At 75.0% G+C, this 25,274-nt stretch carries 26 protein-coding genes and 1 pseudogene; 12 read left to right on the top strand and 15 right to left on the bottom strand.

What is annotated here, in order from left to right:
- Window position 1 precedes the first annotated feature (1 nt).
- Window positions 2-361 carry a hypothetical protein gene (locus ABZS51_RS34845; RefSeq protein WP_355450242.1) on the top strand — a complete coding sequence of 120 codons (360 nt, stop codon included), beginning with the start codon at window positions 2-4 and terminating at the stop codon, window positions 359-361.
- A 106-nt stretch (window positions 362-467) separates the two neighbouring features.
- Here ABZS51_RS34845 and ABZS51_RS34840 read toward each other — a convergent pair whose 3' ends face one another.
- Window positions 468-1,310, bottom strand: coding sequence for an NmrA family NAD(P)-binding protein (locus tag ABZS51_RS34840; RefSeq protein WP_355450239.1), 843 nt, complete (start codon window positions 1,308-1,310; stop codon window positions 468-470).
- Between the two features lie 71 nt (window positions 1,311-1,381).
- On the opposite strand from ABZS51_RS34840, the gene ABZS51_RS34835 reads away from it, so the two are divergent.
- Window positions 1,382-2,329: an AraC family transcriptional regulator gene (locus ABZS51_RS34835; protein ID WP_355450236.1), complete on the top strand. Its 948-nt coding sequence runs from the start codon at window positions 1,382-1,384 to the stop codon at window positions 2,327-2,329.
- An 87-nt stretch (window positions 2,330-2,416) separates the two neighbouring features.
- Here ABZS51_RS34835 and ABZS51_RS34830 read toward each other — a convergent pair whose 3' ends face one another.
- Window positions 2,417-3,460, bottom strand: a complete 1,044-nt coding sequence (locus ABZS51_RS34830; RefSeq protein WP_355450233.1) for a tyrosine-type recombinase/integrase — start codon at window positions 3,458-3,460, stop codon at window positions 2,417-2,419.
- A 21-nt stretch (window positions 3,461-3,481) separates the two neighbouring features.
- Complete coding sequence (locus tag ABZS51_RS34825) at window positions 3,482-3,970, bottom strand: MarR family transcriptional regulator (protein ID WP_355450230.1); 489 nt, start codon at window positions 3,968-3,970, stop codon at window positions 3,482-3,484.
- A 68-nt stretch (window positions 3,971-4,038) separates the two neighbouring features.
- Between ABZS51_RS34825 and ABZS51_RS34820 the strand changes: the two genes are divergently transcribed.
- On the top strand, window positions 4,039-4,872 hold the full coding sequence (locus tag ABZS51_RS34820) for an NAD(P)H-binding protein (RefSeq protein ID WP_355450227.1): 834 nt from the start codon (window positions 4,039-4,041) through the stop codon (window positions 4,870-4,872).
- A 17-nt stretch (window positions 4,873-4,889) separates the two neighbouring features.
- On the opposite strand, the gene ABZS51_RS34815 is transcribed toward ABZS51_RS34820, so the two are convergent.
- On the bottom strand, window positions 4,890-6,086 hold the full coding sequence (locus tag ABZS51_RS34815; protein WP_355450224.1) for a cysteine desulfurase-like protein: 1,197 nt from the start codon (window positions 6,084-6,086) through the stop codon (window positions 4,890-4,892).
- A 248-nt stretch (window positions 6,087-6,334) separates the two neighbouring features.
- Here ABZS51_RS34815 and ABZS51_RS34810 point away from each other — a divergent pair.
- Window positions 6,335-7,240: pseudogene (locus tag ABZS51_RS34810) on the top strand (RNA polymerase sigma factor); the annotation flags it as partial.
- Between the two features lie 134 nt (window positions 7,241-7,374).
- Complete coding sequence (locus ABZS51_RS34805) at window positions 7,375-8,535, top strand: winged helix DNA-binding domain-containing protein (RefSeq protein WP_355450221.1); 1,161 nt, start codon at window positions 7,375-7,377, stop codon at window positions 8,533-8,535.
- A gap of 14 nt (window positions 8,536-8,549) precedes the next feature.
- On the opposite strand, the gene ABZS51_RS34800 is transcribed toward ABZS51_RS34805, so the two are convergent.
- Window positions 8,550-8,834: a hypothetical protein gene (locus ABZS51_RS34800; RefSeq protein ID WP_355450218.1), complete on the bottom strand. Its 285-nt coding sequence runs from the start codon at window positions 8,832-8,834 to the stop codon at window positions 8,550-8,552.
- A 127-nt stretch (window positions 8,835-8,961) separates the two neighbouring features.
- Complete coding sequence (gene add, locus ABZS51_RS34795) at window positions 8,962-9,957, bottom strand: adenosine deaminase (protein ID WP_355450215.1); 996 nt, start codon at window positions 9,955-9,957, stop codon at window positions 8,962-8,964.
- Window positions 9,958-10,083: 126 nt separating this feature from the next.
- On the opposite strand from add, the gene ABZS51_RS34790 reads away from it, so the two are divergent.
- Genes ABZS51_RS34790 through ABZS51_RS34780 form a run of 3 tightly spaced genes read left to right on the top strand, consistent with a single transcriptional unit; the run spans window position 10,084 to window position 12,267 of the window.
- The gene (locus ABZS51_RS34790; RefSeq protein ID WP_310709786.1) at window positions 10,084-10,716 is read left to right on the top strand and encodes a helix-turn-helix domain-containing protein; all 633 of its coding nucleotides are present in this window, start codon (window positions 10,084-10,086) and stop codon (window positions 10,714-10,716) included.
- 1 nt (window position 10,717) lies between these two features.
- Window positions 10,718-11,464: an SRPBCC domain-containing protein gene (locus tag ABZS51_RS34785; protein WP_355450212.1), complete on the top strand. Its 747-nt coding sequence runs from the start codon at window positions 10,718-10,720 to the stop codon at window positions 11,462-11,464.
- Window positions 11,461-12,267, top strand: coding sequence for an alpha/beta hydrolase (locus ABZS51_RS34780; protein WP_355450209.1), 807 nt, complete (start codon window positions 11,461-11,463; stop codon window positions 12,265-12,267). Before ABZS51_RS34785 ends, ABZS51_RS34780 begins: the two co-directional genes overlap by 4 nt.
- Before the next feature lie 29 nt (window positions 12,268-12,296).
- On the opposite strand, the gene ABZS51_RS34775 is transcribed toward ABZS51_RS34780, so the two are convergent.
- Window positions 12,297-12,953: a methyltransferase domain-containing protein gene (locus ABZS51_RS34775; protein ID WP_355450206.1), complete on the bottom strand. Its 657-nt coding sequence runs from the start codon at window positions 12,951-12,953 to the stop codon at window positions 12,297-12,299.
- An 82-nt stretch (window positions 12,954-13,035) separates the two neighbouring features.
- Window positions 13,036-13,983 carry a prolyl aminopeptidase gene (pip, locus tag ABZS51_RS34770; RefSeq protein ID WP_355450203.1) on the bottom strand — a complete coding sequence of 316 codons (948 nt, stop codon included), beginning with the start codon at window positions 13,981-13,983 and terminating at the stop codon, window positions 13,036-13,038.
- A gap of 140 nt (window positions 13,984-14,123) precedes the next feature.
- On the opposite strand from pip, the gene sigJ reads away from it, so the two are divergent.
- On the top strand, window positions 14,124-15,098 hold the full coding sequence (gene sigJ, locus ABZS51_RS34765) for an RNA polymerase sigma factor SigJ (protein WP_355450200.1): 975 nt from the start codon (window positions 14,124-14,126) through the stop codon (window positions 15,096-15,098).
- A gap of 80 nt (window positions 15,099-15,178) precedes the next feature.
- Here the strand turns inward: sigJ and ABZS51_RS34760 are convergent, their stop codons facing one another.
- The 5 genes from ABZS51_RS34760 to ABZS51_RS34740 form a co-directional block, all read right to left on the bottom strand.
- Complete coding sequence (locus ABZS51_RS34760) at window positions 15,179-15,721, bottom strand: TetR/AcrR family transcriptional regulator (RefSeq protein WP_355450197.1); 543 nt, start codon at window positions 15,719-15,721, stop codon at window positions 15,179-15,181.
- Window positions 15,722-16,008: 287 nt separating this feature from the next.
- Entirely contained in the window at window positions 16,009-16,617 is a 609-nt protein-coding gene (locus ABZS51_RS34755; protein ID WP_355450194.1) for a hypothetical protein, read from the bottom strand.
- 67 nt (window positions 16,618-16,684) lie between these two features.
- The gene (locus ABZS51_RS34750; RefSeq protein ID WP_355450191.1) at window positions 16,685-17,794 is read right to left on the bottom strand and encodes a class I SAM-dependent methyltransferase; all 1,110 of its coding nucleotides are present in this window, start codon (window positions 17,792-17,794) and stop codon (window positions 16,685-16,687) included.
- Window positions 17,795-18,044: 250 nt separating this feature from the next.
- Window positions 18,045-19,010 (bottom strand): TetR/AcrR family transcriptional regulator C-terminal domain-containing protein, encoded by a 966-nt coding sequence (locus ABZS51_RS34745; protein ID WP_355450188.1) that lies wholly within the window; start codon window positions 19,008-19,010, stop codon window positions 18,045-18,047.
- A gap of 89 nt (window positions 19,011-19,099) precedes the next feature.
- Window positions 19,100-19,696: a TetR/AcrR family transcriptional regulator gene (locus tag ABZS51_RS34740; protein ID WP_355450185.1), complete on the bottom strand. Its 597-nt coding sequence runs from the start codon at window positions 19,694-19,696 to the stop codon at window positions 19,100-19,102.
- A gap of 84 nt (window positions 19,697-19,780) precedes the next feature.
- Between ABZS51_RS34740 and ABZS51_RS34735 the strand changes: the two genes are divergently transcribed.
- Entirely contained in the window at window positions 19,781-20,626 is an 846-nt protein-coding gene (locus tag ABZS51_RS34735) for an alpha/beta fold hydrolase (RefSeq protein WP_355450182.1), read from the top strand.
- A gap of 131 nt (window positions 20,627-20,757) precedes the next feature.
- On the opposite strand, the gene ABZS51_RS34730 is transcribed toward ABZS51_RS34735, so the two are convergent.
- Together ABZS51_RS34730 and ABZS51_RS34725 are read right to left on the bottom strand one after the other, a co-directional pair.
- The gene (locus tag ABZS51_RS34730; RefSeq protein WP_355450179.1) at window positions 20,758-21,417 is read right to left on the bottom strand and encodes a response regulator transcription factor; all 660 of its coding nucleotides are present in this window, start codon (window positions 21,415-21,417) and stop codon (window positions 20,758-20,760) included.
- Complete coding sequence (locus ABZS51_RS34725; protein WP_355450176.1) at window positions 21,414-22,664, bottom strand: sensor histidine kinase; 1,251 nt, start codon at window positions 22,662-22,664, stop codon at window positions 21,414-21,416. The genes ABZS51_RS34730 and ABZS51_RS34725 overlap by 4 nt, the downstream gene beginning before the upstream one ends.
- Before the next feature lie 355 nt (window positions 22,665-23,019).
- On the opposite strand from ABZS51_RS34725, the gene ABZS51_RS34720 reads away from it, so the two are divergent.
- The gene (locus tag ABZS51_RS34720) at window positions 23,020-24,468 is read left to right on the top strand and encodes an FAD-binding protein (protein ID WP_355450173.1); all 1,449 of its coding nucleotides are present in this window, start codon (window positions 23,020-23,022) and stop codon (window positions 24,466-24,468) included.
- 26 nt (window positions 24,469-24,494) lie between these two features.
- Window positions 24,495-25,274: carboxymuconolactone decarboxylase family protein (locus ABZS51_RS34715; RefSeq protein WP_355450170.1), on the top strand; the 780-nt coding region annotated here is incomplete at its 3' end.

The following is a 25,274-nucleotide window of genomic DNA, read 5'->3' as shown; positions in this document are numbered from 1 at the left end:
GGTGAACCCCTCGCGTGGCGTGGTCTCCCGGACAAGGGTCTCGTGCAGGTACAGCCAGCTCAGCCCGCCGGGCCGGCGCTCGAACACGGCCGTCGAGCGCCGTCCCGCGCCGCCCTGCCACTCCTCGTACGCCGCCACCACCAGAGCCCCGGAGGCGGCGACCACGGTGACGTGGCGGATCTCGATCCGGGCTCCGGGCACGCGCCCGTACCCGGCCTCGACCTCGGCCAGCACCTCCGCCCGTGACAGCAGCCGCCCGTCCGGGGCCGCGAGCGTGAAGGCCGGGGCATGGGCGCCGGCGAACCCGGCGAAGGCGTCGCGCGGCGCCGTCCCCGCCAGCCAGCGCTCGATGAGCTGGTGATGCCGCACCACCTCGGCCCGCACCACCTCGGCCCGCACCACCTCGGCCCGCACCACCTCGGCCCGCACCACCTCAGCCTCTACCGCTTCGGCCTCGCCGGGCGGCCTCATCGGGCGGTCCGCAGCCGCGCGGCGAGCCACTCCCGCGGCGAGGTGACCCGCGTGCCCGGCCGCCCGGCCGTCCCGTCCCCGCCGTACAGGTCGCGGCCGTGCGCGGCGATCCAGCGGTACGTGTCCGCCACCCCCGCCGCCGCCCCGGGCCCCAGCGCCGCCGCGAGCCCCGCCTCGAACGCCGCCACCTCCAGCTCCTCGTAGCGCGCGCCGGCGGCGGCGGCCAGCTCGGCCCCCGTGACGGGCGGGCCGCCCACCTCCAGCACGGCCCCCACCGGGCCGTCGCCCGTGAGCGCGCCCAGGGTCGCGGCGGCCAGGTCGGCGTGGGTCAGCCAGGACACCGGCACGTCGCCCGGCAACGGCTGGCGGAGCACCCCCCGCTCCACCAGCGGCCCCCACACTCCCGGCGCCGCCAGGTTCTCCAGGTACAGCGGCGGGCTCAGCACCACCGACGGCACCCCTGACCCGAGCGCCGTCGCGGCGGCCTTCCTCCGCGTGTCGAACGCCGCGACGCCCGTGGCCCGCGCCGGCAGCCGGTTGCCGGTGTTGAGCACCAGCCGCCGCACCCGCGCCGCCGACGCGGCCCCGAGCACGTTGCGGACGTACGCCTCCACCAGCTCCGCCTCGAACACCAGCGGCAGCGTCACCGACACGTGCGTCACCCCGTCGAACGCCTCCCGGACCCGCGCCGCGTCTCCCAGGTCCGCCGCGAACGGCCGCACCCCGTCCGGCGCCGCCCCCGTACGGGACAGCCCGCGCACCTCGTACCCCTCGGCGGCCAGGCGCCGCGCCACGGCGCCGCCCTGCGCGCCCCCCGCTCCGATGACCAGAATCCTCATGCCGCCCACCCTCCCTCCGCCCGGCCGGTACGCTCCATAAACGGAAATCCGGTGAACATTAAGGATCGTCCGTGGACGGTGATCTGCTGAGTGAGCTGCTGGGGCCGTTGCGGCTGCGCGGCGTCTTCCACAGCCGCTGGTCGGCGCGGGCCCCCTGGGGCGTGGCGGGGGAGCGGGAGAGCTGCGCCCTCCTCCACTACGTGCAGGCGGGCGCGTGCACGGTCGAGCTGCCGGGCCGGGAGCCGGTGCGGCTGCGGGCGGGCGACCTCGCGGTGTTCCCGCACGGGGCGGCGCACCGGCTGGCCGACGCGCCCGGCCGGGCCACCGTGCCGCTGGAGAGCGTCCTGCCCGCGCGCCCGCCCGGCAGGGCCCGCACGGTCCGCATCGACGGTCCCGGAGCCGAGACGGTCATGCTGTGCGGCGGGCTGCACTACGACGCCGCGGCGGCCTCGCCGCTGTACCGGGCGCTGCCGCCCGTGCTCCTGCTCGACCGCGAGTCGCCGGCCGGGCAGCCGTTGCTGCGCGGCACCCTGGACGGGCTCGCGGGCGAGTGGGACCGGGCCGAGCCGGGGCAGGCGCTGGTGGCGTTGCGGGGCTTCGAGCTGGCCTTGGTGCTGGCGCTGCGGGCCGCGCTCGTGGACGGCCCGGCCGCCGCCCAGCCCGTCCTCGCGGCGTTGCGGCACCCGGCCGTCGGTGCGGCGCTGCTGGCCGTGCAGAGCCGGTTCGGGGAGCCGTGGACGGTGGAGACGCTGGCGGCGGAGGCCGGGATGTCGCGGTCGGCGTTCGCGGCCACGTTCCGGCGGCTGGTGGGTGAGGCGCCGATGCGGCACCTGACCGCGCGCCGGATGCAGGAGGCCGCGCGGCTGCTGGAGGAGACGTCGCTGCCGCACGACGCCATCGCGCGCCGCGTCGGGTACGGGTCGGTGGTGGGCTTCCACCTGGCGTTCCGGCAGTGGTACGGCACGACGCCGGGCGGCCACCGCCGGGGCCACGGCCCCGGACTCCGCGCCACGACCTGAGCCCACGTCCTGAGCCGAGGCCGTCAGGAGAGGGAGCCGTCAGAAGAGGGGGCCGTCAGGAGAGGGGGCCGTCAGGAGAGGGGACTGTCAGGAGAGGGGGCGCGGGGGAGGGAGGCGGAGGCGGTCGACCGCCTCGCGGCGGGTGCGTTCCGGGCGGCGGTCGTAGCGGGCCGTCGTGGCCGGCGAGGAGTGCCCGACCAGCGCCTGGGCCGTCGCCAGGTCCACGCCCGCGTCCAGCAGCTCGCCGATGAACGTGCGCCGGAAGTCGTGCGCCGTGCGCCGCGACGCCCCCGCCTGGCCGAGCCGCCGCGCCAGGATGTCGGCGATGCCCTGGCCCGTCAGCCCCACCGGCCGTCCGTCACGTGTCCGGACGCGGCCCGCCTTGCTGATCGGGCTGAACAGCGCTCCGGGCCCGCCGCCCCGCACCGCGAGCCACCGCTCCAGCAGCCCGATGGCGTCGGCCGTCAGGTACACCAGGCGTTCCTTGTCCCGCTTGCCGCGCACCCGCAGCGAGCGCCCGCCCGGGTCGTAGTCGGCCAGCGACAGCCCGCCGATCTCGGCCCGGCGGCAGCCCGTCGAGTACAGCACCGCGATGAGCGCCGCGTCGCGCACACCGGCCGGCGAGTCGTCGCAGGCGGCCAGGGCCGCGCCCACCACCTCCGGAGGCACGTGCTGGCCGGTGGGCAGGCGGCTCTGCCGTACCGGGGCGAGGTCGGAGGCGCGCGCGTACTCCTCCGCGCTGCTCCGGCCCAGCCGCCACGACTCCTTCAGCACCCGGCGCAGCGCGACGAGATGCTTGTTGACGTACGCCGCCGACCAGCCCTGGTCGGTCAGCAGCGTCCGGATGCGCACCGTGTGCTCGTAGCGCAGCAGGTGCCAGGGCTGGCCGGCGCCGGTGGCGTTCTCGTCGCCGGTGAGCAGCCGGGCGAGCCGGTCGAGGCAGCCGCGCATCGTGCGGCGGGACTCGGCGCTCGTGAGCGAGTCGAGGTAGACGTGGTACGGGTCGCGCGCCGGCTCGACGGGCGACGCCCATGCGCCGGAGGCTCCGGCGCCGGGAACTCGGGCGTCAGGAGCTCCGGCGCCTGGGACTCCGGCGTCGGGAACGAGGCCGGACACGGCGGGCAGGCTCACGCCGCCGATCCTAACCGCCGATCACGCCCCGGGCGGTGCGGCCTGCGGGCGGTCGGCGGTGAGGTGCCGGGCCTGGTCGAATCCCACCTGGGTGGCCCGCCGCAGGTAGTCGGCGATCAGCTCCAGCTCCGCGTCCGTGTAGGAGCGCAGCACCTCCCCGTACGCCCGGCCGGGCGTGTCCCATGCCTGCCCGATCCGCTCCCGCACGCCCGGCGCGAGCCTCACCAGCGAACGCCTGCGGTCCTCCGGGTCGCTCTCCCGCACCGCCAGGCCCGCCTTCTCCAGCCGGTCCACCAGCCGGGACGCCGAGCCGGCCGTCAGCCCGGTGAGCCGGGCGATGTGACCGGTGCTGACCGGCCCGGCCTCCAGGTCCAGCAGGGCCACGCACTGCAGGTCGGTGGGGTGCAGGCCGAGCCGGTCGGCCATGGCCTGGTTGAACAGCGCGTATGCCGCGTAGTGACGCTGGCTCTCCGCGATGATCCGTTCCAGCAGCTCGTGCCGATTTGACATGACCTCTCCCACCACGAATTATGTGTGTAACGCAATATATGCGTCACGAATACATTTCAGAAGGAACCATGACCATTCTCGTCACCGGCGCCCGCGGCGCCGTCGCCCGCCACCTCACCGCGCTCCTGCGCGAGCGCGGCGCCGAGGTCCGTGAGGCCTCCAGCGCCCCCGCTCCCGGACTGCCCGGCCGCGTGGTGTGCGACCTGAACGACCCGTCCACGTTCGCGGCCGCGCTCAAGGGCGTCACCTCCGTCTTCCTGTACGCCACCGCCGCCCACGCCGGCGCCTTCGCCCGGGAGGCGGCCGAGGCCGGGGTCGAGCACATCGTCCTGCTGTCCTCGGCCTCCGTGCTCAACCCGGAGGCGGAGACCAACCCCCTGGCCGCCTCGCACCTGAACGTGGAGCGCGCCCTGGTGGCCGGCCCGGTGCGGACGACGCTGCTGCGGCCCGGCTCGTTCTCCTCCAACGCGCTGGCCTGGTCCTGGGCCGTCAGGTCCGGTCAGCCGGTCAGCCTGCCGTACCCGGGGGCGCACAACGACCCCATCCACGAGGCCGACGTCGCCGCCGCGGCGCTCGCCGTGCTCACCTCGGACGGCGGGCACGGCGACGCGCACACGCTCACCGGCCCCCGCTCCGTCACGTTCGCCGAGCAGCTCGACATCCTGGCCGCCGTCACCGGGCGGCCCGTCGAGATCCGGCGGGTCAGCCGCGAGCAGTGGAGGTCCGAGATGGCCGAGTACCTCGACGCCGGCTTCGCCGACGCGCTGCTCGACTACTGGAGCTCCACCGACGGCACGCCCGTGGAGATCAACGACACGGTCGAGCGGCTGACCGGCCGCCCCGCCCGCGACTTCGAGACCTGGGCCCGCGAGCACGCCGCCGACTTCCTCCCGGCCGGCTGAGGGCGGCCGTCCCGGTCTCAGCCGGCCGGGCGCAGCCCGGCGACCCCCTCCAGGAGGCGGTCCACGTCCGAGCGGTCGTTGTAGTGGACCAGCCCGGCCCGGACCGCGCTCCCCGCGTTCCGGACACCGAGCGCGCCCGTCAGCTCCCAGGCGTAGTTGTGACCGTTCCACACGTTCACCCCGAGCCCGGCCAGGTGCTCGGCCACCTGGCGCGGCGTCAGCCCGGCCACGGTGAAGTACGCCGTCGCCGTCCGCCGCGCGGGCTTGCCGTACAGGGTGACGTGCGGCAGCGCCTCCAGCCCGGCCAGCAGCACCGCGAACAGCTCCAGCTCGTACGCCTCCGCGGCGGCCATCGAGGCGAGCAGCCGTTCGCGCCGCGAGCCCGTGCCGGGCACCATCGCGGCCAGGTGGTCCACGGCGGCCGTCACCCCCGCCAGGTCGGCGAACGCCGCCGTGCCCGTCTCGAACCGCTCCGGCACCGTGTCCGGCGACGGGGCCAGCTTGTCCGGCCGCAGCCGCTCCAGCAGTGACGGGTCGGCCACCACCGCGCCGACGTGCGGCCCGGACCACTTGTAGGCGCTGGTGGCGTAGAAGTCGGCGCCCAACGCCCGCATGTCCACGGGGCCGTGCGCGGTGGCGTGCACGCCGTCCACGTACGTCAGCGCCCCCGCCGCGTGCGCCGCCGCGCAGATCGCGGCCACGTCCGGGCGGGTGCCCAGCACGTTGCTCGCCGCGCTCACCGCCACCAGCCGGGTCCGCTCGCCGACGAGGTCCCGGTACTGCTCCGCCGGCAGCTCGCCGGTCACCGGGTCCACCTCGGCCCAGCGGATCGTCGCGCCCGTCGCGGTCCACGGGCGGACGTTGGCGTCGTGGTCGAGCCGGGACAGCACGACCTCGTCCTCCGGGCCCCAGTCCTTGGCCAGGGTCGTGGCGATCCGGTAGGTGAGGGTCGTCATGTTCGGGCCGAGGATCACGCCCTCGGGCCGGCCGCCGACCAGGTCGGCGACCGCCGCGCGGCACGCGGCCACGATGGCGTCGGAGCGGTGGCTGGCGGGGAAGGCGCCGCCGACGTTGCCGATGCCGGAGCGGTAGGCGCCGGCGATGGCGTCGATGACGGCCTGCGGGGTCTGGGTGCCGGCGGCGCCGTCGAGGTAGGCGTGGCCGTCGGACAGGGCGGGGTAGGCGGCACGGATCTTCTCGTGCGGAAAGAGCATGCAGGAGTCATGCTCGCGGCCGTGACGCCTCAACCGCTCACCCGGGTGCGTAACGCCCATACCGGGGAAGAATGGTATAAGGCGACCGCCTGTCACCCGGGGCCGGTGCGGCCCCGGCACCGGCCCGCGCACCGAGCACGGTTGGGTAGCGTGGACGGTGGTGGCCTGCCTGTAGCGAGGAGAGTGTCGTGTCCCAAGCAGCAGAGGTTCTCGAACTGGACGACGGAGTCGCCGATTCTCCGGCGGTCAGCGCCGACTCCGTCAAGACCTATCTGACGGCGATCGGGCGGGTGCCGCTGCTGTCCGCGGAGCAGGAGATCGACCTGGCCAAGCGCATCGAGGCCGGCCTGTTCGCCAGCGAGCGCCTCGCCAGCGAGCGCGACCTGCCCGCCGACCTCCGCGCCGACCTCGAACTGATCGCCGCCGACGGCGGCCGCGCCAAGCAGCGCATGCTGGAGGCCAACCTGCGGCTCGTCGTCTCCATCGCCAAGCGCTACACCGGCCGCGGCATGCTCTTCCTCGACCTCATCCAGGAGGGCAACCTCGGGCTGATCCGCACGATCGAGAAGTTCGACTACCAGCTCGGCTACAAGTTCTCCACCTACGCCACCTGGTGGATCAAGCAGGCCATCACCCGCGCCATGGCCGACCAGGCCCGCACGATCCGCATCCCGGTCCACATGGTCGAGCTGATCAACAAGGTGGCCCGGGCGCAGCGACGCCTCCAGTCCGACCTCGGCCGCGAGCCCACGCCCGAGGAGATCGCGGCCGAGACCGAGCTGCCCGCCGAACGGGTGGCCGAGGTCCAGGCGTACGGGCGCGAGCCCATCTCCCTGCACACGCCGCTCGGCGAGGCGGGGGAGAGCGAGTTCGGCGACCTCATCGAGGACACCGAGGCGGTCTCGCCGGCCGACGCCGTGTCGTTCACGCTGCTGCAGCAGCAGCTCCGCGACCTGCTCGACGAGCTGAGCGAGCGGGAGGCGGGCGTCATCTCGATGCGGTACGGCCTGGTCGACGGCAAGCCCATGACGCTGGACGAGATCGGCCGCGTCTACGGCGTCACCCGGGAGCGGATCCGCCAGATCGAGGCCAAGACGATGTCCAAGCTCCGCCACCCGTCGCGGGCCCGCGCCCTGCGCGACTACCTCAGCTGACCGCTCCCGCCGGCCCCGAGCCTCCGCCGGCCTGAGGCCCGGGGCCTCACGCTGTGCGCCCTCGCGCCCAACGCGGAACGAACTTTTCCGCATTGCTCTCTAACGTGGTCCCGAGACCACTGAGGAGGGGCACCATGATCGAGTTTTCCTGGCCCGAGGTCAGCGCGCGCCGGTTGGAGCGGCAGGGGCTGGCCGAGCCGGCGGCGGGCGGCACACCGGGCGGGGTCGTGGGCGCCATGTGCGGGGCGCACGCCCAGGTCATGTCGGCCGCGGAGCTGTCGGTCGGTCTTCGGCTCGGCGGTGCGACCCGCTCGGCCGTGCGCGAGGCCCTGTGGGGGACGCGCGAGCTGGTCAAGACCCACGGCCCGCGCGGCACCGTCCACCTGCTCCCGGCCGCCGACCTGCCCCTGTGGGTCAGCGCGTTGTCGGAGCTGCCGCCGGTGCTGCCGTCCCACTCCGAGCACGTACGGATGACGGACCGGCAGACCGAGGAGGTGGTGGAGGCGATCCGCGTCGCCGTGGACGGGCGTGCGCTGACGATCGACGAGCTGGGGGACGCGGTCGTCGCCGCCGCGGGGCCGTGGGCGGGCGACCTGGTGATGCCCGCGTTCCAGACGATGTGGCCGCGCTGGCGGCAGGCGCTGGCGGCGGCGGCGCACCGGGGGGCGTTCGTGTACGGCCCGCCCCGCGGCCGCAAGGTCACCTATACCGGCCTGCCCGGGGGAATCGCACTGCGCACCCCCGGCCCGTCCGGCGACGGTGTGGCGCGCCCCGGTGCCGTCGAGCTGCTCAGGCGCTACCTCACGGCCTACGGCCCCGCCACTCCCCAGGAGTTCGCCCTGTGGCTGGGGGCGCCTCGGTCGTCGGCGGTGCGGCTCTTCGGCGCGGCGGAGCTGGAGGAGGTGCGGCTGGAGGGCCGCCCGGCCTGGGTCCTGCCGGGCGACACGGAGGTCCCCGGCGGCCCGCCGCGGGGCGTGCGGCTCCTGCCGTACTTCGACGCCTACGTCGTGGCCGGCAGGCCGCGTGAGCTGCTCTTCCCGCGCGCGGCGGCGGAGCGGGCGCTGACGGGCGGCCAGGCCGGCAACTTCCCCGTGCTGCTGGTGGACGGCGAGGTGGCGGGCGTGTGGCACCAGCGGCGCTCGGGCCGGCGCCTCCACGTGACGGTCGAGCCGCTGCGCCCGCTCACCGCGGCCCGGTCACGTGAGCTGGACGACCAGGTCGCCCGGGTGGGCGAGATCCTGGAGGCGCGTCCGGAGCTGAGCATCGGCCCCGTCACCACCGGCGCCCACGCCTGACGGACAGGCAGCCGCTACCCGGACGCCACGACCTCGCCGGCCGTGACGTGAGGAGGGTTCGGAAGCAGGGACGCGAGGTCGTCCCGCACGAACTGCTCAGCCCTTCTGGTGGATTCCTCGGCTCCGGCCTGGTCCTCGTAGACGCTGGTGGACAGCATCACCCCGTCCCCGGCGTCGACCCAGTAGTAGGCCACGAACCCGGGGACCTGACGGATGATCGGCACGAACCCCTCGCTCACCCGGCGTCCCGCCTCGGCGGGATCGGTCACCCCTTCGTATCGCCGTACGGTTGCGTACATGGCCGACCGCCTCCCCAGGCTCAAGATCTCTCCGAGGGACGACATACCCGTGCCATGTGTCTTCGGAAGCCAAGGGTCCGTAAACGAACGAGACACGTGCCGGCCGGGGCACCGGAGAGAGGGGCGCTCAGTTCAGCCAGTCGTCCACCCCGGCCCTGAGCCGGGCCTTGACCGCCTCCGGGGCGAACGACGCGTCGATCGAGGCCCGGGCGAACCCGGCCAGCTCCGCGTCCCCGTACCCGAACACCTCCCGCAGCCGCCCGTACTCCTCCGCCAGCGCCGTCTCCCCGTCGGTGTTGACCGTGACGGCCAGGCCGGCGTCACGCAGGCGCGGCAGGGGGTGCTCGGCCAGCGACGGAACGAGCCCGAGCAGCACGTTGGACGTGGGGCAGACCTCCAGCGGCACCCGCCGCTGCCGCAGCTCGGCCACCAGCTCCTCGTCGTCGAGGACGCGGATCCCGTGGCCGAGCCGCTCGGCGTGCCCGAGCGTCAGCGCCTCCCGGACGCTCTCCGGCCCGGCCGTCTCGCCCGCGTGGTGCACCATCCGCAGCCCGGCGTCCCTGGCCTCGGCCAGCACGTCCGCGAACGGCGCCAGCGGGTGGCTCTCGTCGCCCGCCAGCCCGACGCCGATCACCCCGTCATGGCGCCGGGCCAGCTCCACCGTCCGCCGCAGCCGCTCCACGGGCCGCCGCCGGGAGTGGTCCAGCAGGACCCGGCATTCGATCCCGTACCGCGCCGACCCCTCGGCGAGCCCGTCGAGCACGGCCTCCAGCGGCATCTCCAGCGCCCCGACCCGCTCGCCGTGCGAGGCGGCCGTGAACGTCACCTCCGCGTAGCCGGTGCCCTGCGCCGCCTCGTCCTCGCAGAACTCCAGCGCCACCCGCCGGAAGTGCTCCGCGCTGACCAGCAGCCCGCGCACCCGGGCCCGCTGGTCGGCGAACTCGCGGAAGCTCCGGAACGGCCCCTCCGGCTCGGGCGGCCCGCCCAGCTCCCGTACGGTCTCGGGGCGCACGGTGCTCTCCAGGTGGACGTGCAGGTGCGCCTTAGGCAGCCGGGCGACGTCCCTCGGCTCCGGACCGCCGGTCCCGGTGTGTCGTACGGCGCTCGTCAGATGCTCTCTCACGTGCGTGAACTCTACGAAAGCCGCATCACGCGGCGCCATCTCTTTTCGCCGGGGCGAGACGGCGGCTCGCGGCAGGGCTGGGCCGCCCGCGTTGACAAATAAATTTTTCGGTGCCATCGTTCAGGCATGCACGATGTGGCGGTGATCGAAGACCCCGCGGCGGCGGAAGCGTCGCTCGACCCCATGCGGTCCAGGCTCCTGGCGGAGCTGGTCGAGCCCAACTCGGCCACCACGCTGGCGGCCCGGGTCGGCCTGGCCAGGCAGAAGGTCAACTACCATCTGCGGACCCTGGAGAAGCACGGGCTCGTGGAGCTCGTCGAGGAGCGCAGGAAAGGCAACGTCACCGAGCGCGTGATGCGCGCCACGGCGGCCTCCTTCGTCATCTCGCCGGTGGCGCTGGCCGCCGTGCAGCCCGATCCGGGCAGGTCGCCGGACCGGCTGTCGGCGGGCTGGCTGCTCGCGGTGGCCGCCCGGCTCGTCCGTGACCTCGGGGAGCTCGTCACCGGCGCGGTCAAGGCCCGTAAACGGGTGGCGACGTTCGGCATCGACGGCGAGGTGCGGTTCGCCTCGGCGGCCGACCGGGCGGCGTTCGCCGAGGAGCTGACCTCGTTCGTGACGGCCCTCGTCGGCCGCTACCACGACGAGGGCGCCGAGGGCGGGCGCCCGCACAGGCTCGTCGTCGCCGTCCACCCCTCCGTCGGCTCCGCGAGGTCCGCCCCGTCCGCTCAGGGCGGCGCCCCGGCCGGGATGGAGGGCTGACGTGGGGCACCGGTTCGAGCTGCCGCAGGAGGCCACGGTCGGCGTCACCCCCGAGGAGGTGTGGGACGCCATCGCCACCGGCCCCGGCATCGACTCGTGGTACATGGGCCGCACCGAGGTGACCGAGGGCGCTGTGCGCACCGACTTCGGGGGGTTCCTCCCCGACTCCGCCGTCACGGTCTCCGACCCGCCCCACCGGTTCGCGCACGCCAGCGCCACGGAGGACGACGGGCGCTTCGTCGCGTACGAGTTCCTCATCGAGGGCCGCGAGCGGGGCAGCACGGTCGTCCGCATGGTCACGAGCGGCTTCCTGCCCGGCGACGACTGGGAGAGCGAGTACGAGGCGATGCGCAGCGGCCTGACGATGTTCTTCGCCACGCTCGTCGAGTACCTCGGCCACTTCCACGGCCGCACGGCCACGCCCGTCAGCGCGTTCGGGCCGCCCGTGCGCGACTGGCCGGACGCCTGGAGCGCCCTGTACACCGAGCTGGGCCTGCGCCCCGGCGGCGACGTGGTGGGCGAGCGGGTGACGTTCACGCCGGACGGGCTCCCGCCCGTCGAGGGCGTCGTCTACTTCGCCAACGCCCAGACCCTCGGCGTCCGCGCGCCGGGCGCGCTCTACCGCTTCATCCAGGGGATGCCCGGCTTCATGATCGCCTCCCACCATCTCTTCACCGACGTCGCCCCCCAAGGGCCCGCCTGGCAGGCGTGGCTCGACCGGATCTTCTCGGAGCGAACCTCACCATGAACACCACGACCACCACGACCGTCACCACGGGCAGGGCCGTCTCCGATGACGGCACCGCCATCGCCTACGACCGCACCGGCGAAGGGCCGCCCGTCGTGCTCGTCGGCGGCGCGATGAGCTGGCGCTCGTTCCCGACGTTCGCCGAGCTCGCGCGGCTGCTGTCCGGGCGGTTCACCGTGTACGGCTACGACCGCCGCGGACGCGGCGACAGCGGCGACACCGCCCCCTACGCGGTGGAGCGCGAGGTCGAGGACCTCGCCGCCGTGATCGAGGCAGCCGGGGGATCGACCCGCGTCTGGGGGTTGTCCTCCGGCGCCGCCCTGGCCCTGCGGGCCGCCGCCGAGGGGCTGCCCATCGAGCGGCTGGCCCTGTACGAGCCGCCGTTCCTGCTGGGGGAGGGCATTCACCGGCCGCCGGCGGACCACCATGAGCGCCTGGCGGAGCTGGCCGCCTCCGGCCGCCGCGGCGAGGCGATCTCGTACTTCATGACCGCGGTGATGGGGGCGCCCGCGTTCGTGCCGCTGGTCATGCGGCTCATGCCCGTCTGGAAGCGGCTCAAGGCCGTGGCGCACACCCTGCCGTACGACGCCGCGATCATGGGCGACTACGCGCTGCCCGACCTGTCCGAGGTGACGGTGCCGACGCTGGTCGTCGGCGGCGAGAAGAGCCCCGAGTCGCTGCGCCGGGCCGTCACGGCGGTGGCGGAGGCGGTGCCGGGAGCGCGCGGGCACATGCTGGCCGGGCAGAACCACAACGTGTCGATGAAGGTTTTGGCCCCGGTCCTGGCGGACTTCTTCTCCTGACCGGTTCTCTCCGGCGGGGCACGCCCGGGTCACGGCTTGCGGGCGCGTACCCCCAGGACCGTCGGGGTGGGGCCGGTGCCCTCGGCGAACCCGTCCAGCACCAGCCCTGCCTCCAGGAACGCGCCCAGCAGCTCCGCCAGCGGCCAGTGACTCGCCCCCACCTTGTCGCGGATGCCCTGGTCCGTCCATGACTGCTTGGTCCAGTGGCCGTCGAGGTAGCCGGGCCTGACCACGACCGCGGCGGGGTCGGCCCGGTCGGCGAACCCGCCGCAGAAGCACGGATGCACGCCCACGTGGACGAGCCTCCCGCCGGGCCGCAGCACCCTGGCGGCCTCCCGCAGCACGTCGGGGTAGCCCGGCATGTCGGTGTGGACCATCAGCGCGACCACGGCGGGCAGGCACCCGTCGCGGATCGGCAGCCGCCCGGCGTCGCCCAGCGCGACCGGCAGGCGGATGCGGGCGTGGCGCAGCATCCCGGCCGACAGGTCGACCCCCACCGGGCTCCACCCGAGGCCGCGGAGGGCGGCGGCGTGGACGCCGGTGCCGCACCCGATCTCCAGGCATGTGCCGTCACCCCGGCCGAGCAGCTCGGTCAGCACCCGGTTCAGGCCCAGCGGGTCGCCCTCGGTGCGGGGCAGGAACTCGTGCTCGTACCAGTCGGCGATCTCGTCGTACGCGGCTCTCACGCGTCCATTGACCACCAGCGCGGCCGGTCCTGGCCAGACTTTTCGCCCGAGGCGGAGCTCCCGTGCGGCCCGCACCCGGGTGTCAGGGGGCGAAGCCCTCGATGGCCGACATGATCGCGTCGCGCATCGTGTCGCTGCCCGTGTGGCCGGAGTCGTCCACCACGACGAGCTTCGCGTCCGGCCACGCCTGGACGAGCTGCCAGGCGTTCTCCAGCGGCGCCCCCAGGTCGAACCGGCCATGGACGATCACACCCGGGATCCCGGCCAGCCGGTGCGCGTCCCGCAGCAGGACGCCCTCCTCCAGCCACGCCCCGTTGGAGAAGTAGTGGGAGCAGATCCGGACGAAAGCCGTCCGGGCGTCGTCGGGCCGGTCGCTGTAGGCATTGCGCTTGCCGTTCGGCTCCAGGGAGATGACCGCGTCCTCCCACGCCAGCCAGTTCGCGGCGGCCTCGGCACGCACCGCGGGGTCGGGGTCGGCCACCAGTCGCGCGTACGCGGCCAGCAGGTCGCCTTCGCGCTCGCCCTCCGGAACGCCCTCGCGGAAGCGCTGCCACTCCTCGGGGAAGAACCGGCCGACGCCCCGGTAGAGCCAGTCGATCTCGTACCGGCGGGTCATGGTGGCGGAGACCATGACGATCTCCGACACCCGCTCCGGGTGCGCCTCGGCGTAGGCCAGCATGAGCGTGGACCCCCACGAGCCGCCGTAGAGCAGCCACCGCTCGACGCCCAGGTGCTCGCGCAGCCGCTCCATGTCGGCCACCAGGTGGTCCGTGGTGTTGGTGCTCAGGTCGGTCGCCGGGTCGCTCGCGTGCGGCAGGCTGCGCCCGCAGTTGCGCTGGTCGAACAGGATGATGCGGAACCGCTCGGGGTCGAACGAGCGGCGCTGGCCCGGCGAGCAGCCCGACCCGGGGCCGCCGTGGACGACGAGGGCGGGCTTGCCCACGGGGTTGCCGCAGACCTCCCAGTAGACGAGGTGGCCGTCGCCGGTGTCGAGGTGGCCGTGGTCGTACGGCTCGATGGGGGGTCGCATCGGACCAAGATACAACAGCGCTGTCACATTCCGCGCCGGGAGTGAGCCGCGTCACACCCGCCGGGGAAGTGTCACACTTCGCGTGCCGCGGGGCTCTCAGGAGAGGACCGCGACGGAGACGAGGGACGAAGGAGCACGGCATGGCAGAGACGCCGCCACCGGCCGACCCGGTGGAGGAGGCGACCAGGATCTTCCTGGACCACCGGGAGCTGCTGTTCTCCGTCGTCTACGCCATGCTGGGCGGCGTCGCCGACACCGAGGACGTGCTCCAGGAGACCTGGCTCGCCTGGGCCGCCCGGTGGCGCGGGGCCTCGCCGGGCGAGATCGCCGGGCCGCGCGCGTACCTGGTCCGCATCGCGGTCAACGCCGCCCTGGCGCGCCAGGCCGCCGTCAGCCGCCGCCGCGAGACGTACGTGGGCCCGTGGCTGCCCGAGCCCGTGGTGGGCGGGCCCGCCGCCGGACCGGTCGCGACGTCCGCGACCGGGCAGGACGCCGCGGAGCCGGCGCTGCGTGCCGAGTCCGTGTCGATGGCGCTCATGGTGGTGCTGGAGACCCTCGGCCCGGAGGAGCGGGCCGTGTTCGTCCTGTACGAGGTCTTCGGCTACGCCCACACCGAGATCGCCGCCATGCTGGGCCGTTCACCGGCGTCGGTCCGCCAGCTGGCGCACCGGGCCCGCGGGCACGTGCGGGCCCGCCGCCCCCGCTACCGCTCCGACCCCGGGGCGCGCCGGCAGGTCACCGAGCGGTTCCTGGCCGCCGCGCTCGGCGGCGACCTGGACGCCCTCATGCGCGTCCTCGCCCCGGACGTGACCATGTGGACCGACGGCGGCGGCAAGGCGAGGGCCTCCATCCTGCGCCCGGTACGCGGACGCGACAAGGTGGCCAGGCTCATCGCCGGGGTCACCTCGCACATCCCCGACGGCGTCGACGTCCACTACCGGACCGTCAACGGCGACCCGTCGGCCGTGCTCTTCGACGGGGACTCGCCGTTCGCCGTCATGGTCGTCGACCTCGACCCGGACGGGGACCAGGTGACCGGCATCTACGCCGTCACCAACCCCGACAAGCTCACCCACGTCGCCCACCCGCCCCACGACGCCCCCTCGGAAGGCTGAGCCGCGATCCCGTCGCGGGCGCCCGCGGAACCCTCAGCCGTCCCCTCGTCCGCGCCCGTCCGCCCGCGAGGGGGCCCTCGTCAGGAGCGGGTGGCTTCGGCGAGGACGAGGCGGGCCATGGCGGCCGAGGTGCCGGGGTCGGCGGGGCGGCCGAGGACGAGCGCCTGGTGGTAGAGCGGCCCGAGGGCCACGTCCAGCAGGACCGCGGTGAGGCGCTCGTCCACCGGGTGGCCCGCGTGCCGGGCGAGCAGGGCGCCGAGTCCGGCCAGATCGCGTTCGCGCTGCTCGCGCAGGAAGCCGTCGCGGAGCTTGGCGGCCGTCTCCGGGTCGAGCTGGGCGTGGCCGACGAGCGCCAGCAGCACCTGACCGGCCGGCTCCCCGAAGAACGCCGCCACGCGGCCGAGCTGCTCCCGCAGCTCCTCCTCCGCCGACGAAGCGGTGCCGGGGCGCCAGGTGAGCGCCTCTCCGGCGTCGGCGGCGAGCGTGTCGAGCAGGATGTCGACCTTCGACTTCCACCAGCGGTAGATCGTCTGCTTCGCCACCCCGGCGCGGGCGGCGATGCCCTCCATGGTGACCCCGGTGAAGCCGCGCTCGACGAGGAGGTCGTCGGCCGCGTTCAGCACGGCCAGCCGGATGCTCTCGCTGCGCTTGGGCCCCGTACGGCTGACGACGGCCCCCGGCCGCGGGGCGGCCTCGGCGTCCTGGTCGGCGGTGATGTCCGCTCCTCCTTCACGATCACGAGCAGCCTGCGACGAACGAGCACGTCCAGCCTACGGACGACCGGACGTCGCGGGGCAGCGGCAGCCCGATTGTGGCACGCCCGCCCGCCACGTACGGCCCGCCACATACGGACGGTTCCCCCGCCGCACGCCCGGGCGTCGCCCCGGCCCGGGCACGCCTCCGGTCGCGGTCACGCCCGGGGGGTCGTCGCCCGGGCGCCGAGCAGGCTCAGCAGGACCGCCAGCGCCAGCGCGGCGACCGCCGCGCTGAAGATCTCACCGGTCGGACGCAGGCTCGTCGACCGGATCATCACGCCGACCCCCACGGCCGGCACGGCCGGCATGAAGTACAGGATCACGAAGAACGTCGACACCGAGGCCCCCCGGTGGTCCGGCGCGGCACGCGTGGTGATGACGGTGACGCCGTACCCGAGGGCCATGCCGGTGGCGAGGCCGTTCACCGCGGCGCCGGCCAGCAGTGCCGCCAGCGATGCGGCGGCCATGGCCAGGGCGACGAGACCGGCGCCGGCGACCAGCCCGGCGCAGGCCAGGACGAGCGCGCCGCCCGCCCGTACGGCGCGGTTGAGGAGCTGGCCCACGGCGGTGCACAGGAACGCGGTGAAGACCACCACGCCCGTCAGCGTGTGGCTCGGCAGCCGCAGCACCCCGGACAGGAACAGGCCGGTCACAGCGGTCAGCACCCCCAGCACCGCGAACCCCGCCCCGGCGGCCAACGCCGACCGCAGGAAGTCGCCGCGGACCTGGCGGGCCTCAAGGCCGTGACGCGGGGGATGGTGCATGGGTGTCCCCTCGGAGATGGGTGATGACGCCCACAGGCTAGACGCAACGTCGCGTCTAATCAATCGGTCAGGGGTCCAGCCGGTACAGGCGGAAGAAGTCGTTGTCCACCGGCAGCACCGAGCAGCTGCCGAACCCGGCCTCCGCCGCGTACCGGCGGACCGTGCCCGCGCGCATGACGGTGCCCGTGGCGGCCGAGGGGTACTCGACGAGCTGCGTCGGCAGGCAGTGCGTGACGCTCCAGCCGTACATCATCCGCTCGACCTTGTCGCCGGGCGCGGTGAAGCGGTCGGCCACCCGCTCGTCCACCACCAGCACGGTCCCGCCGGGCGTCAGCGCGGCCCGCGCCGAGCGCAGCGCCTCCACGGGGCGGGGCAGGTCGTGCAGCACCTCCAGGATCATCACCAGGTCGTACGGGCCCGCGGCGGCGAGCCGGCACGCGTCCGCCTGCTCCAGCCTGATCCGGTCGCCCAGCCCCGCGCGCTCGGCCTCCGCGCGGGCGTCGGCGATGGACGAGGCGTCGGCGTCCAGCCCGTCCACGCACGCGCCCGGGAACGCGCGGGCGATCGCGAGCGTGGACCAGCCCTGCCCGCACCCCACGTCGGCGACGCGGGGGCGCGGCGTCCCACGCAGGCGGGCGGTGACGTCCGGCATGGCGGCCAGCCAGGCGTCCGGCAGCTCGTGCGTGAACACCGGCCGGTTGATGTGGCCCTGCCCGTGCCGGAACGCCCGCCCGTACGACTCGTACGGCACGCCCGCCCCCGTGCGGTACGCCTGGGCCACCTCCGAGATGACGCCGCCGATCCCGGCCAGCATGTGCGCGAACGGCGCCACGTGCGCGAGGTCGTCGGCGTCCACCAGCACGCGGGCGTGCCCGGGCGGCAGCCGGTAGCGGCGCTCCTCGGCGGGCGCGCCCGCGTCGGTCTCGACCAGCCCGGCGACGGCCTGCTGCTCCAGCCACTCGGCGGTGTAGCGGAGCGCGGTCCCGGTGTGCCCGCTCAGCTCGGCGGCCGTCAGCGGGCCGAGCTCGTGCAGCGCGCGGTAGAGCCCCAGCTCGCCGCCCAGGTACACGGCGAACAGCTCCAGGGCTCCCAGCGTGTCGTCGAGCAGCCGCTCCGCGAGCCGCTCGGCGTCCCGGGCGTGGGTGTCGCCGGTGGCGGCGGTGTTGGAGGTGTCCATGGTGTTCCCCCGGTACGGCACGGAACGGCGCCGTCCCCATGACGCCGCGAGCCCCCTCCGTCCACGCTAGACCGCGTGCCCGGGACGTGGCGCGGAGGGAGCGCCCGTTCCGCCGGCCGTGCGCTGCGGGCGTCTTTCGCGGCGCCGTGGACCGGGGCGGCCGGGCCCACGGCGCCGTTCCTTCTGACGTGGGACGGGCGGCCGCTGGAGGAGGTCAGGACCGGCCGATGGCTCTCGATGCGGCCAGGGGTCAGGTGGCTTCGAGGCCGGCGAGGATGAGGGCCAGGCCGCTGTCGAACATCGCGCGAGCCTCGCCCTCCAGGTACGAACCCGGCTCGGCGGGGGGCCGCTCGGCGGGGGGCCGCTCGGCGGGCGGCCGCTCATCCGGCGGCTGCTCGTCCGGGGGACGTCCGTCCGGGGGGCGCTCGTCCGGGAGACGTCCGTCCGGGAGACGTTCGTTCAGGAGGCGCTCTTCCGGGGGGCGCGCCGGGGGCTCGCTTTCCAGCCACGCCACCGCAGGGAAGCGCTCGGCGAAGTCCGGCGCCACCTCCGCCAGCAGGCCCGCCCGGTCGCGCCACCACCGCTCGTCCGTCACCCCGGTCGCGGCCTCGGCCTGCCGCGCCTCGGCGATCGTCGCGGCCGCCCCGCGGACGAAGGCGAACAACGTCCCCACCACCCGGCGTGCCCGGTCGCGGCCGAGTCCGCTCTCGCGCAAAATCCGCAGCAGCGTCTCCAGCATCGCGTACTCGTTCGGGCCCAGCACCGGCCGGGCCTGCGACACCTGGAGCATCCACGGGTGGCGCAGGTACAGCGCGAGGACGTCACCCGCCCACGCGGTCACGGCCGCCCGCCGGCCCGCGCCGGAGTCGTACCCGGTCGGCAGCTCGGCGAGGGCCTGGTCGTACATGAGGTCGAGCAGCTCGCCCTTGCTCGGCACGTACGTGTAGAGGGCCATGGCGGTGCGGCCCAGGCGCTCGCCGACGGCGCGCATGGACAGCGCCGCCATCCCCTCGGCGTCCGCCGCCTCGATCGCCGCGGCCACGATCATGCCGACGCTCAGCCCCGGCTTGGGTCCCGGCCTGCTCCGGTCTTCCCGGAGTCCGCGACCCCGCACAGCCCGCTCGGCGCCGCTGCGGGCTGTGCCGGTGTCGCGCCAGAGCAGTGCCATGGACCGCCGCGCGTCGCCCTGCCCGGCGAACACCACCACGCCGCCCACCCGGCCCTTCGTCGCCCCGAGATCTCCGTACGGCCTAAGGATATGGGGCCGGCGGAGTACTGGGCGGTCCTGCGGGGTGCCGTCGGCGCTCAGGTGTCGCGCCGGGCGGTGGCCGCGTGGAGGAGGGTGAGGGCCGCCCGCCTGGCCTGCTCGCCCGTGCCGGCCACGCCGTGGTGGTCGGCCACCACGGCGGCGCCCTCCATCAGCAGGAGGAACTGCCGCGCCAGGGTGCCGGGGTCGGCGGCTCCGGCCCGGGTGGCGATGCCGGACAGCAGGTCCAGGTGACGGTCCATGTGGCGGGCCGCGACGGCCGGGGCGGAGCCCTCGTGGTGCTGCGCGGCGGCGTTCATGATCGCGCATCCGCGGAACCCCGGCTCCTCGTACCACCGGGCGAGCGCGTCGAACACGGCGGCGAGCTGCGCCGCGGGCTCCGGCCCCGCCTCCTCGGCGGCCTCGCGCAGCCAGCGCGCGATCCGGTCGCTGCGCGCTTCCAGCACGGCCCGGACCAGCCCGTCCTTGGAGCCGAAGTGGCGGTACAGCGTCTCCTTCGACACGCCCGCGCGGGCGCACAGCCCCGCGACGCCGATCCCGTCGAGTCCCTGCTCGTACAGCACCTCGCCCGCCACCCGCAGGATCTGCTCGCGCGTGCGCGCCGGGTCCAGAGTGACGCCTTTGTCGACTGGCATGCCCCTGATGGTACCGATCGGTTCGATGTCCTGTTAACGTGCAACCTCGTACCGATCGGTTCGATCTCTTGGAGACGTACGCACATGACGGCGAACCCCCTTGTCACCGACCCGCCCGCCGACGTCGCGCCGCCCGCCACGACGCCGGGCGTCACCTTCGCCAGCGGCGGCGAGACGCTCCTCGGCGTGCTGCACGTGCCCGCCGGGCCGGGCCCGCATCCGATCGTGCTGCTGCTGCACGGGTTCCCGGGCATGGAGCGCAACTTCGACGTGGCCCAGGCGCTGCGCCGCGCCGGCTACGCGACGCTGGTGTTCCACTACCGCGGTTCGTGGGGCATGGGCGGTTCGTGGTCGTGGGGGCACGTGCTGGAGGACGCCTCCGCCGCCGTCGCCGCCCTGCGCGACCCCGGGCTCGTGGCGGCCCACCGGCTGGACCCGTCGCGGGTGGTGGTCGCCGGGCACAGCGCGGGCGGGTTCACCGCGCTGATGACCGCCGCGGCCGATCCGTCGGTCCTCGCGGTCGCCTCGTGGGCGGCGTTCGACTTCGGCGCGGCCGGCGCGCTGTCGCGCCAGGACGCGGGGGCGCGGGCGGGGTACGTGGAGATGTTCGACGGCGAGCTGCTTCCGCTGCGCGGCACCAGCGGGGAGGCGCTGGTGGCGGAGATGGAGGAAGCGGGGGAGGAGTGGCGGCTCGCCGGGCTGGCGCCGCGGCTCGCCGGTCGTCCCGTGCTGCTGATCGGCACCGGCCGCGACCCCGTCTCCCCGCGCCCCGTCCACCACGACCCGGTCGCCGCCGCCTACCGCGCCGAGCCGGCGGTCGCCCTGGAGGAGCACGTCTTCCCGACCGACCACGCCCTGTCGGACCACCGGGTGGCCCTCACCCGGACGCTCCTCACCTTCCTGGACCGGCACGTGGGCACAGCGGGCTGACCACCGTCCGGTTGACCAACGTCCGGGTGACGACGCCCGGTTGACCAACATCCGGCTGGGCCGGTTCTGCTGGGCATCGTCGCGCTGGGCTTTGTCGGCTGGCATCGTCCGGCGACGGGCAGGGCCGCTCGTCACCGGGGGCGGGGGGTCACCAGGCCGGTCTCGTAGGCCAGGACGACGAGTTGGGCGCGGTCGCGGGCGTGGAGCTTGGTCATGGCGCGGCTGACGTGTGTCTTGGCCGTGGTCGGGCTGATCACCATGTGGGCCGCGATCTCGTCGTTGGACAGGCCGCGGGCCACCAGGGCCGTCACCTCGCGTTCGCGGTTCGTCAGCACGTCCAGGCCGGTGGGCGCGGGCTCGGGGCGGTGGGCGACGTACTCGGAGATCAGGCGTCTGGTGATCGAGGGCGACAGGAGCGCGTCTCCCCGCGCGGCGATCCGCACGCCCTGGAGCAGGTCCGCGGGCTCCGTGTCCTTCACCAGGAAGCCGCCGGCGCCGGCGCGCAGGGCGTCGAAGACGTACTGGTCCAGGCCGTAGTTGGTGAGGATCACCACGTGCACGTCGCTCAGTCGGTCATCGGCGGCGATCCGCCGGGTCGCCTCGATGCCGTCCATCACCGGCATCTGCACGTCCACGAGCGCCACGTCGGGCCGGTGCTCCAGCGCCAGGGCCACCGCCTGCTCGCCGTTCGCCGCCTCGGCCACCACCTCGATGTCGTCCTCGGCGTTGAGAAGGGCGCTGAAGCCGGCCCGGATGAGCGCCTGGTCGTCGGCGAGCAGCACCCGGATCATGACGCCTCTCCGAGGGGAGTGCCGGCCGCGACTTCCTTGCTGGAGGGCTGCCCGTCCGCGGTGGGATCTTCTGAGAGTGAGGCGCGTGGTGGCTCGTCGGACCGCATGGGCCGGTCGTTCTCGGCGGTGAGGGCGGGGAGGGGGAGCCGGGCCTGGACGGTGAAGCCGCCGTCGGGCCGGGGCTCGGCGCGGAGGTCGCCGCCGAGGGCGGTGACCCGCTCGCGCATGCCGCGTAGTCCCACTCCCGGCACCGGGGCCCCGCCGGGAGAGCCTCGCCCGTCGTCGTCCACCTGGACGAGCAGCGCGTCGTCGTCGTAGCGGAGACACACCGAGACCGACGCCGGGCCCGCGTGGCGGGCGATGTTGGTCAGAGCCTCCTGGACGATGCGGTACGCCGCCCGGTCGGCCTCGGCCGGCAGAGCTCGCCGGTCGCCCTCGATCGTCACGGTCGTGGGCAGGCCCGCGGCACGGGCACGGCCCACCAGGTCGTCGAGCCGGTCGAGACCCGTGGCCGGTGGATCGTCGGCGGAGTCGCGCAGCACCTCCAACGTCGCGCGCAGCTCGCGCATCGCCTCGCGGCTCGCCTCCTGGATCGCCAGCAGAGCCTCGGGCACCTCCTCGCCGCGCTTGCGCGCCAGGTGGACGGCCACTCCCGCCTGCACCTTGATGATGGAGATGCTGTGGGTGAGAGAGTCGTGCAGCTCCCTGGCGATGCGCAGCCGCTCCTCGCCGGCCCGCCGCAGCGCCGCCTCCTCACGGGTGCGCTCCGCCTCGGCGGCCCTGTGCTCGGCCTCGTCAAGGTACGCGCGCCAGCCTCGGCTCGCGCTGGCCGCCACCGCCGCCGCCAGGAACCAGCCGACCAGCAGGATCGTGCGCTCCACCAGCGGCTGGACCGGCTGCCCCGCCGCCTCGGCGAGGCCGACCGCGAGCCCGCAGCCCAGGAACGCGACCGCGCTCGCCGCGGCGGCCAGCCGGTGACCGCTTCTGACCGTGCCGAACACCGTCACCAGCACCGGGAACGCCGCCGCCGGCCCGGGATGGGAGCTCACGAGGTAGACCATCATGAAGACCGTGGCCATGGTGAGCGCGACCAGCGGCGCGGTCCGCCAGGCGACCAGCCCCAGGGAACCGGCCAGGACGGCCACATGGGCGAGGGGAGCCGTGCCGGGGGCCGCCAGCGCGCCCGCCTCCAGCAGGACGGCCACCACCAGCGCGAGCGCCAGGTCGGGCATGCGCGCGAACTTCATGCCAGAACACTAGGGGGTGGGGCCCGGGATCTCGTCCTCTCCAGGGCTGATCCGGGATGTACTCCCGGGGTTGTACCGGGTCCGGCTTGTACGTCGGACCAGGTAGCCGGAGGTGTCTTCGCCCGCACGACGACCGTGGAGGGGACGGAGCGCGAAGATCGCCACCATGTCCTCATCTTCGCGAAATGTCGTCGATTCTGGTGTGTCCACGGGTGCGGCGGCCGGCTCCGGCTTGCCCCCCGTGCCGGCGGAAGGAGTGTCCGGCGCCGGCGGTGCTCGTGCGGGCGGCGCCGGTCCGGGCGGGTCTCGTGCGGGCGGGTCCGGTCCTGGTGGGGCTCGTGCGGGTGCGGCTGGGGTGGGTGACGGCGGGGCCGGGTTCGGTGACGCTGTCCGGCGGCTGCGCGCCTCGTTCGGCGATCGGCTGCATCTGCCGGGCGAGCCCGGGTACGACGCCCACCGGCCCGCCTGGAACCTCGTCATCGACCCCAGGCCCGCCATCGTCGCCGAAGCCGCGCACCCCGACGACGTGCGGGCCGCGGTCCTGGCGGCCCGTGAGCACGGCCTGCCCCTGACCGTCCAGGCCACCGGCCACGGCACCCACGTGCCCGCCGACGGTGGCCTGTTGCTCAAGACCGGGCGGTTGGGCGGCGTGCGGGTCGACCCCGGGCGCCGGACCGCGCGGGCCGGCGCCGGGGCCCGCTGGTCCGACGTGATCGCCGCCGCGGCGCCGTACGGTCTCGCGCCCCTGTCGGGCACCCCGGGCATCGGCGTGACCGGTTACACGCTGGGCGGCGGAACGGGCTGGCTGTCCCGCCGGTACGGCTACGCGGCCGACGCCCTGACCCGGGCCGAGCTCGTGACCGCCGCCGGAGAGCCGGTCACGGCCGGCGGGGAGGAGCACCCCGAGCTGTTCTGGGCGTTGCGCGGCGGCGGCGGCAACTTCGGAGTCGTGACGGAGCTGGAGTTCCGCCTGTTCCCGGTCGCCGAGGTCTACGCGGGGATGACGCTGCACCCCGTCGAGCGGGCCGCGGCCACACTGGCCCGGTACCGCGAGTGGGCCCCGGCCGCGCCCGACGAGCTGAACACCTCCGTCATCCTCATGCGCATGCCGGGCGGCCAAGGTGACGAGCAGGAGGGTCCGGCGCGGTGGGCGCTGGCCGTGCGAGGCTTCTACGCGGGCGACGCCGAGCGGGGGCGGCAGGCGCTGGCCCCGCTGCTGGAAGCCGCCGGGCCCGTACTCGGGGGCGGGTTCGGGGCGATGACGTTCGGGGAGGCGGCGACGGCGTTCGGCGGTCCCGAGCCGGCGCCCATGGCGGTCGCGCAGCACCTGGAGCTGCTGCCCGAACTCCCGGACGGCGCCGTCCGCGCGGTGACGCAGGCCGCCGGCGGGGCGCCGTCACCTGGACCGGCGGCCGGGCCGGCGCTGACGGCCGTCGAGGTACGGCACTGGGGCGGCGCCATGGCCCGGCCGGAGCCGGACGCGGGGCCGGTGGGGCATCGCGACGTGCCGTTCTCGGTGATCGCGACCGCGGTCCTGGGCGCCGGGCCGAGCACGGCCCCGGCCCCGGACGCGATCCCGGCCGAGAGCGCCGCTCCGGGCGTGACCGCCGGTGAGGCGGTGCGTGACCTGGCCGGCGCCCTGCGCCCGTACGCCACCGGTGGCTCCTTCCTGAACTTCCTCACCGATCCCGCACGGACCCGCGACGCCTACACCCCCGCCGACCACGCCCGCCTGCGCCGGGTCAAGAGGGACTGGGACCCGGACAACCTGCTCGGCCGCGTCCACAACATCCCCCCGGCCTGAACCCACGCACGATCGGAATACGGCACATGCCCACACAGTTCCGCTACGTCGTCCCCACACCCGTCGAGAGCGCCACCGGGCGGACCGCCCAGGTGTACGAGCAGGTCGCCGCCGGGTTCGGGATGCGCCGCATGCCGGTGTTCATGACGCTGTCACCCGCGCCCGACCTGCTGGCCGCCACGTGGGCGACCATGCGCGAGTCGCTGCTCGCCGGGGACGCCTCCCGCACCGGCAGGGAGGTCGTCGCGCTCGGTGTGTCCCTGGCGAACCGGTGCCCGTTCTGCGTCGGCGCGCACACCACGCTGCTGCACGCCACCGGCGAGCACCGGCTGGCCGAGACGATCGCCGCCGGCGGCACGCCCGACGATCCCCGGTACGCGGCGCTGCTGGCCTGGGCCACCGCCACCCGCACGCCGGGAGCGGCGGCCCTGTCGGCGCCGCCGTACCCGCCGGAGCACGGGCCCGAGTACGTCGGGACGGCACTGACCTTCCACTTCGTCAACAGCGTCGCCTCGGCGTTGATCACCGAGGATCTGCTGCCCTGGGGCCTGCAGAAGTCGCGCCTGGTGCGCAGCGCCGGCGGCCGGGCGATGGCCCGTACCGTGCGCAGGCGGCTGACGCCGGGCGAGAGCCTCGCGACGCTCGACGGGCTCCCGGCGGGCCCGGAGCCGGACTGGGCGGCGGGGACGCCGGCCGGTCGCGCGTACGCCACGTTGCTGGCGGTGGCCGGAGCGGGGGAGAGGCTGCTGACCCCGCGCACTCGTGCCTTCGTGCGCGCCGTCGGACGCCGCCACCGCGGCGCGCAC

The organism is Nonomuraea sp. NPDC005501 (assembly GCF_040605905.1).
Taxonomy (GTDB): Bacteria; Actinomycetota; Actinomycetes; order Streptosporangiales; family Streptosporangiaceae; genus Nonomuraea.
This window is presented reverse-complemented; position numbering and strand designations above follow the sequence as displayed.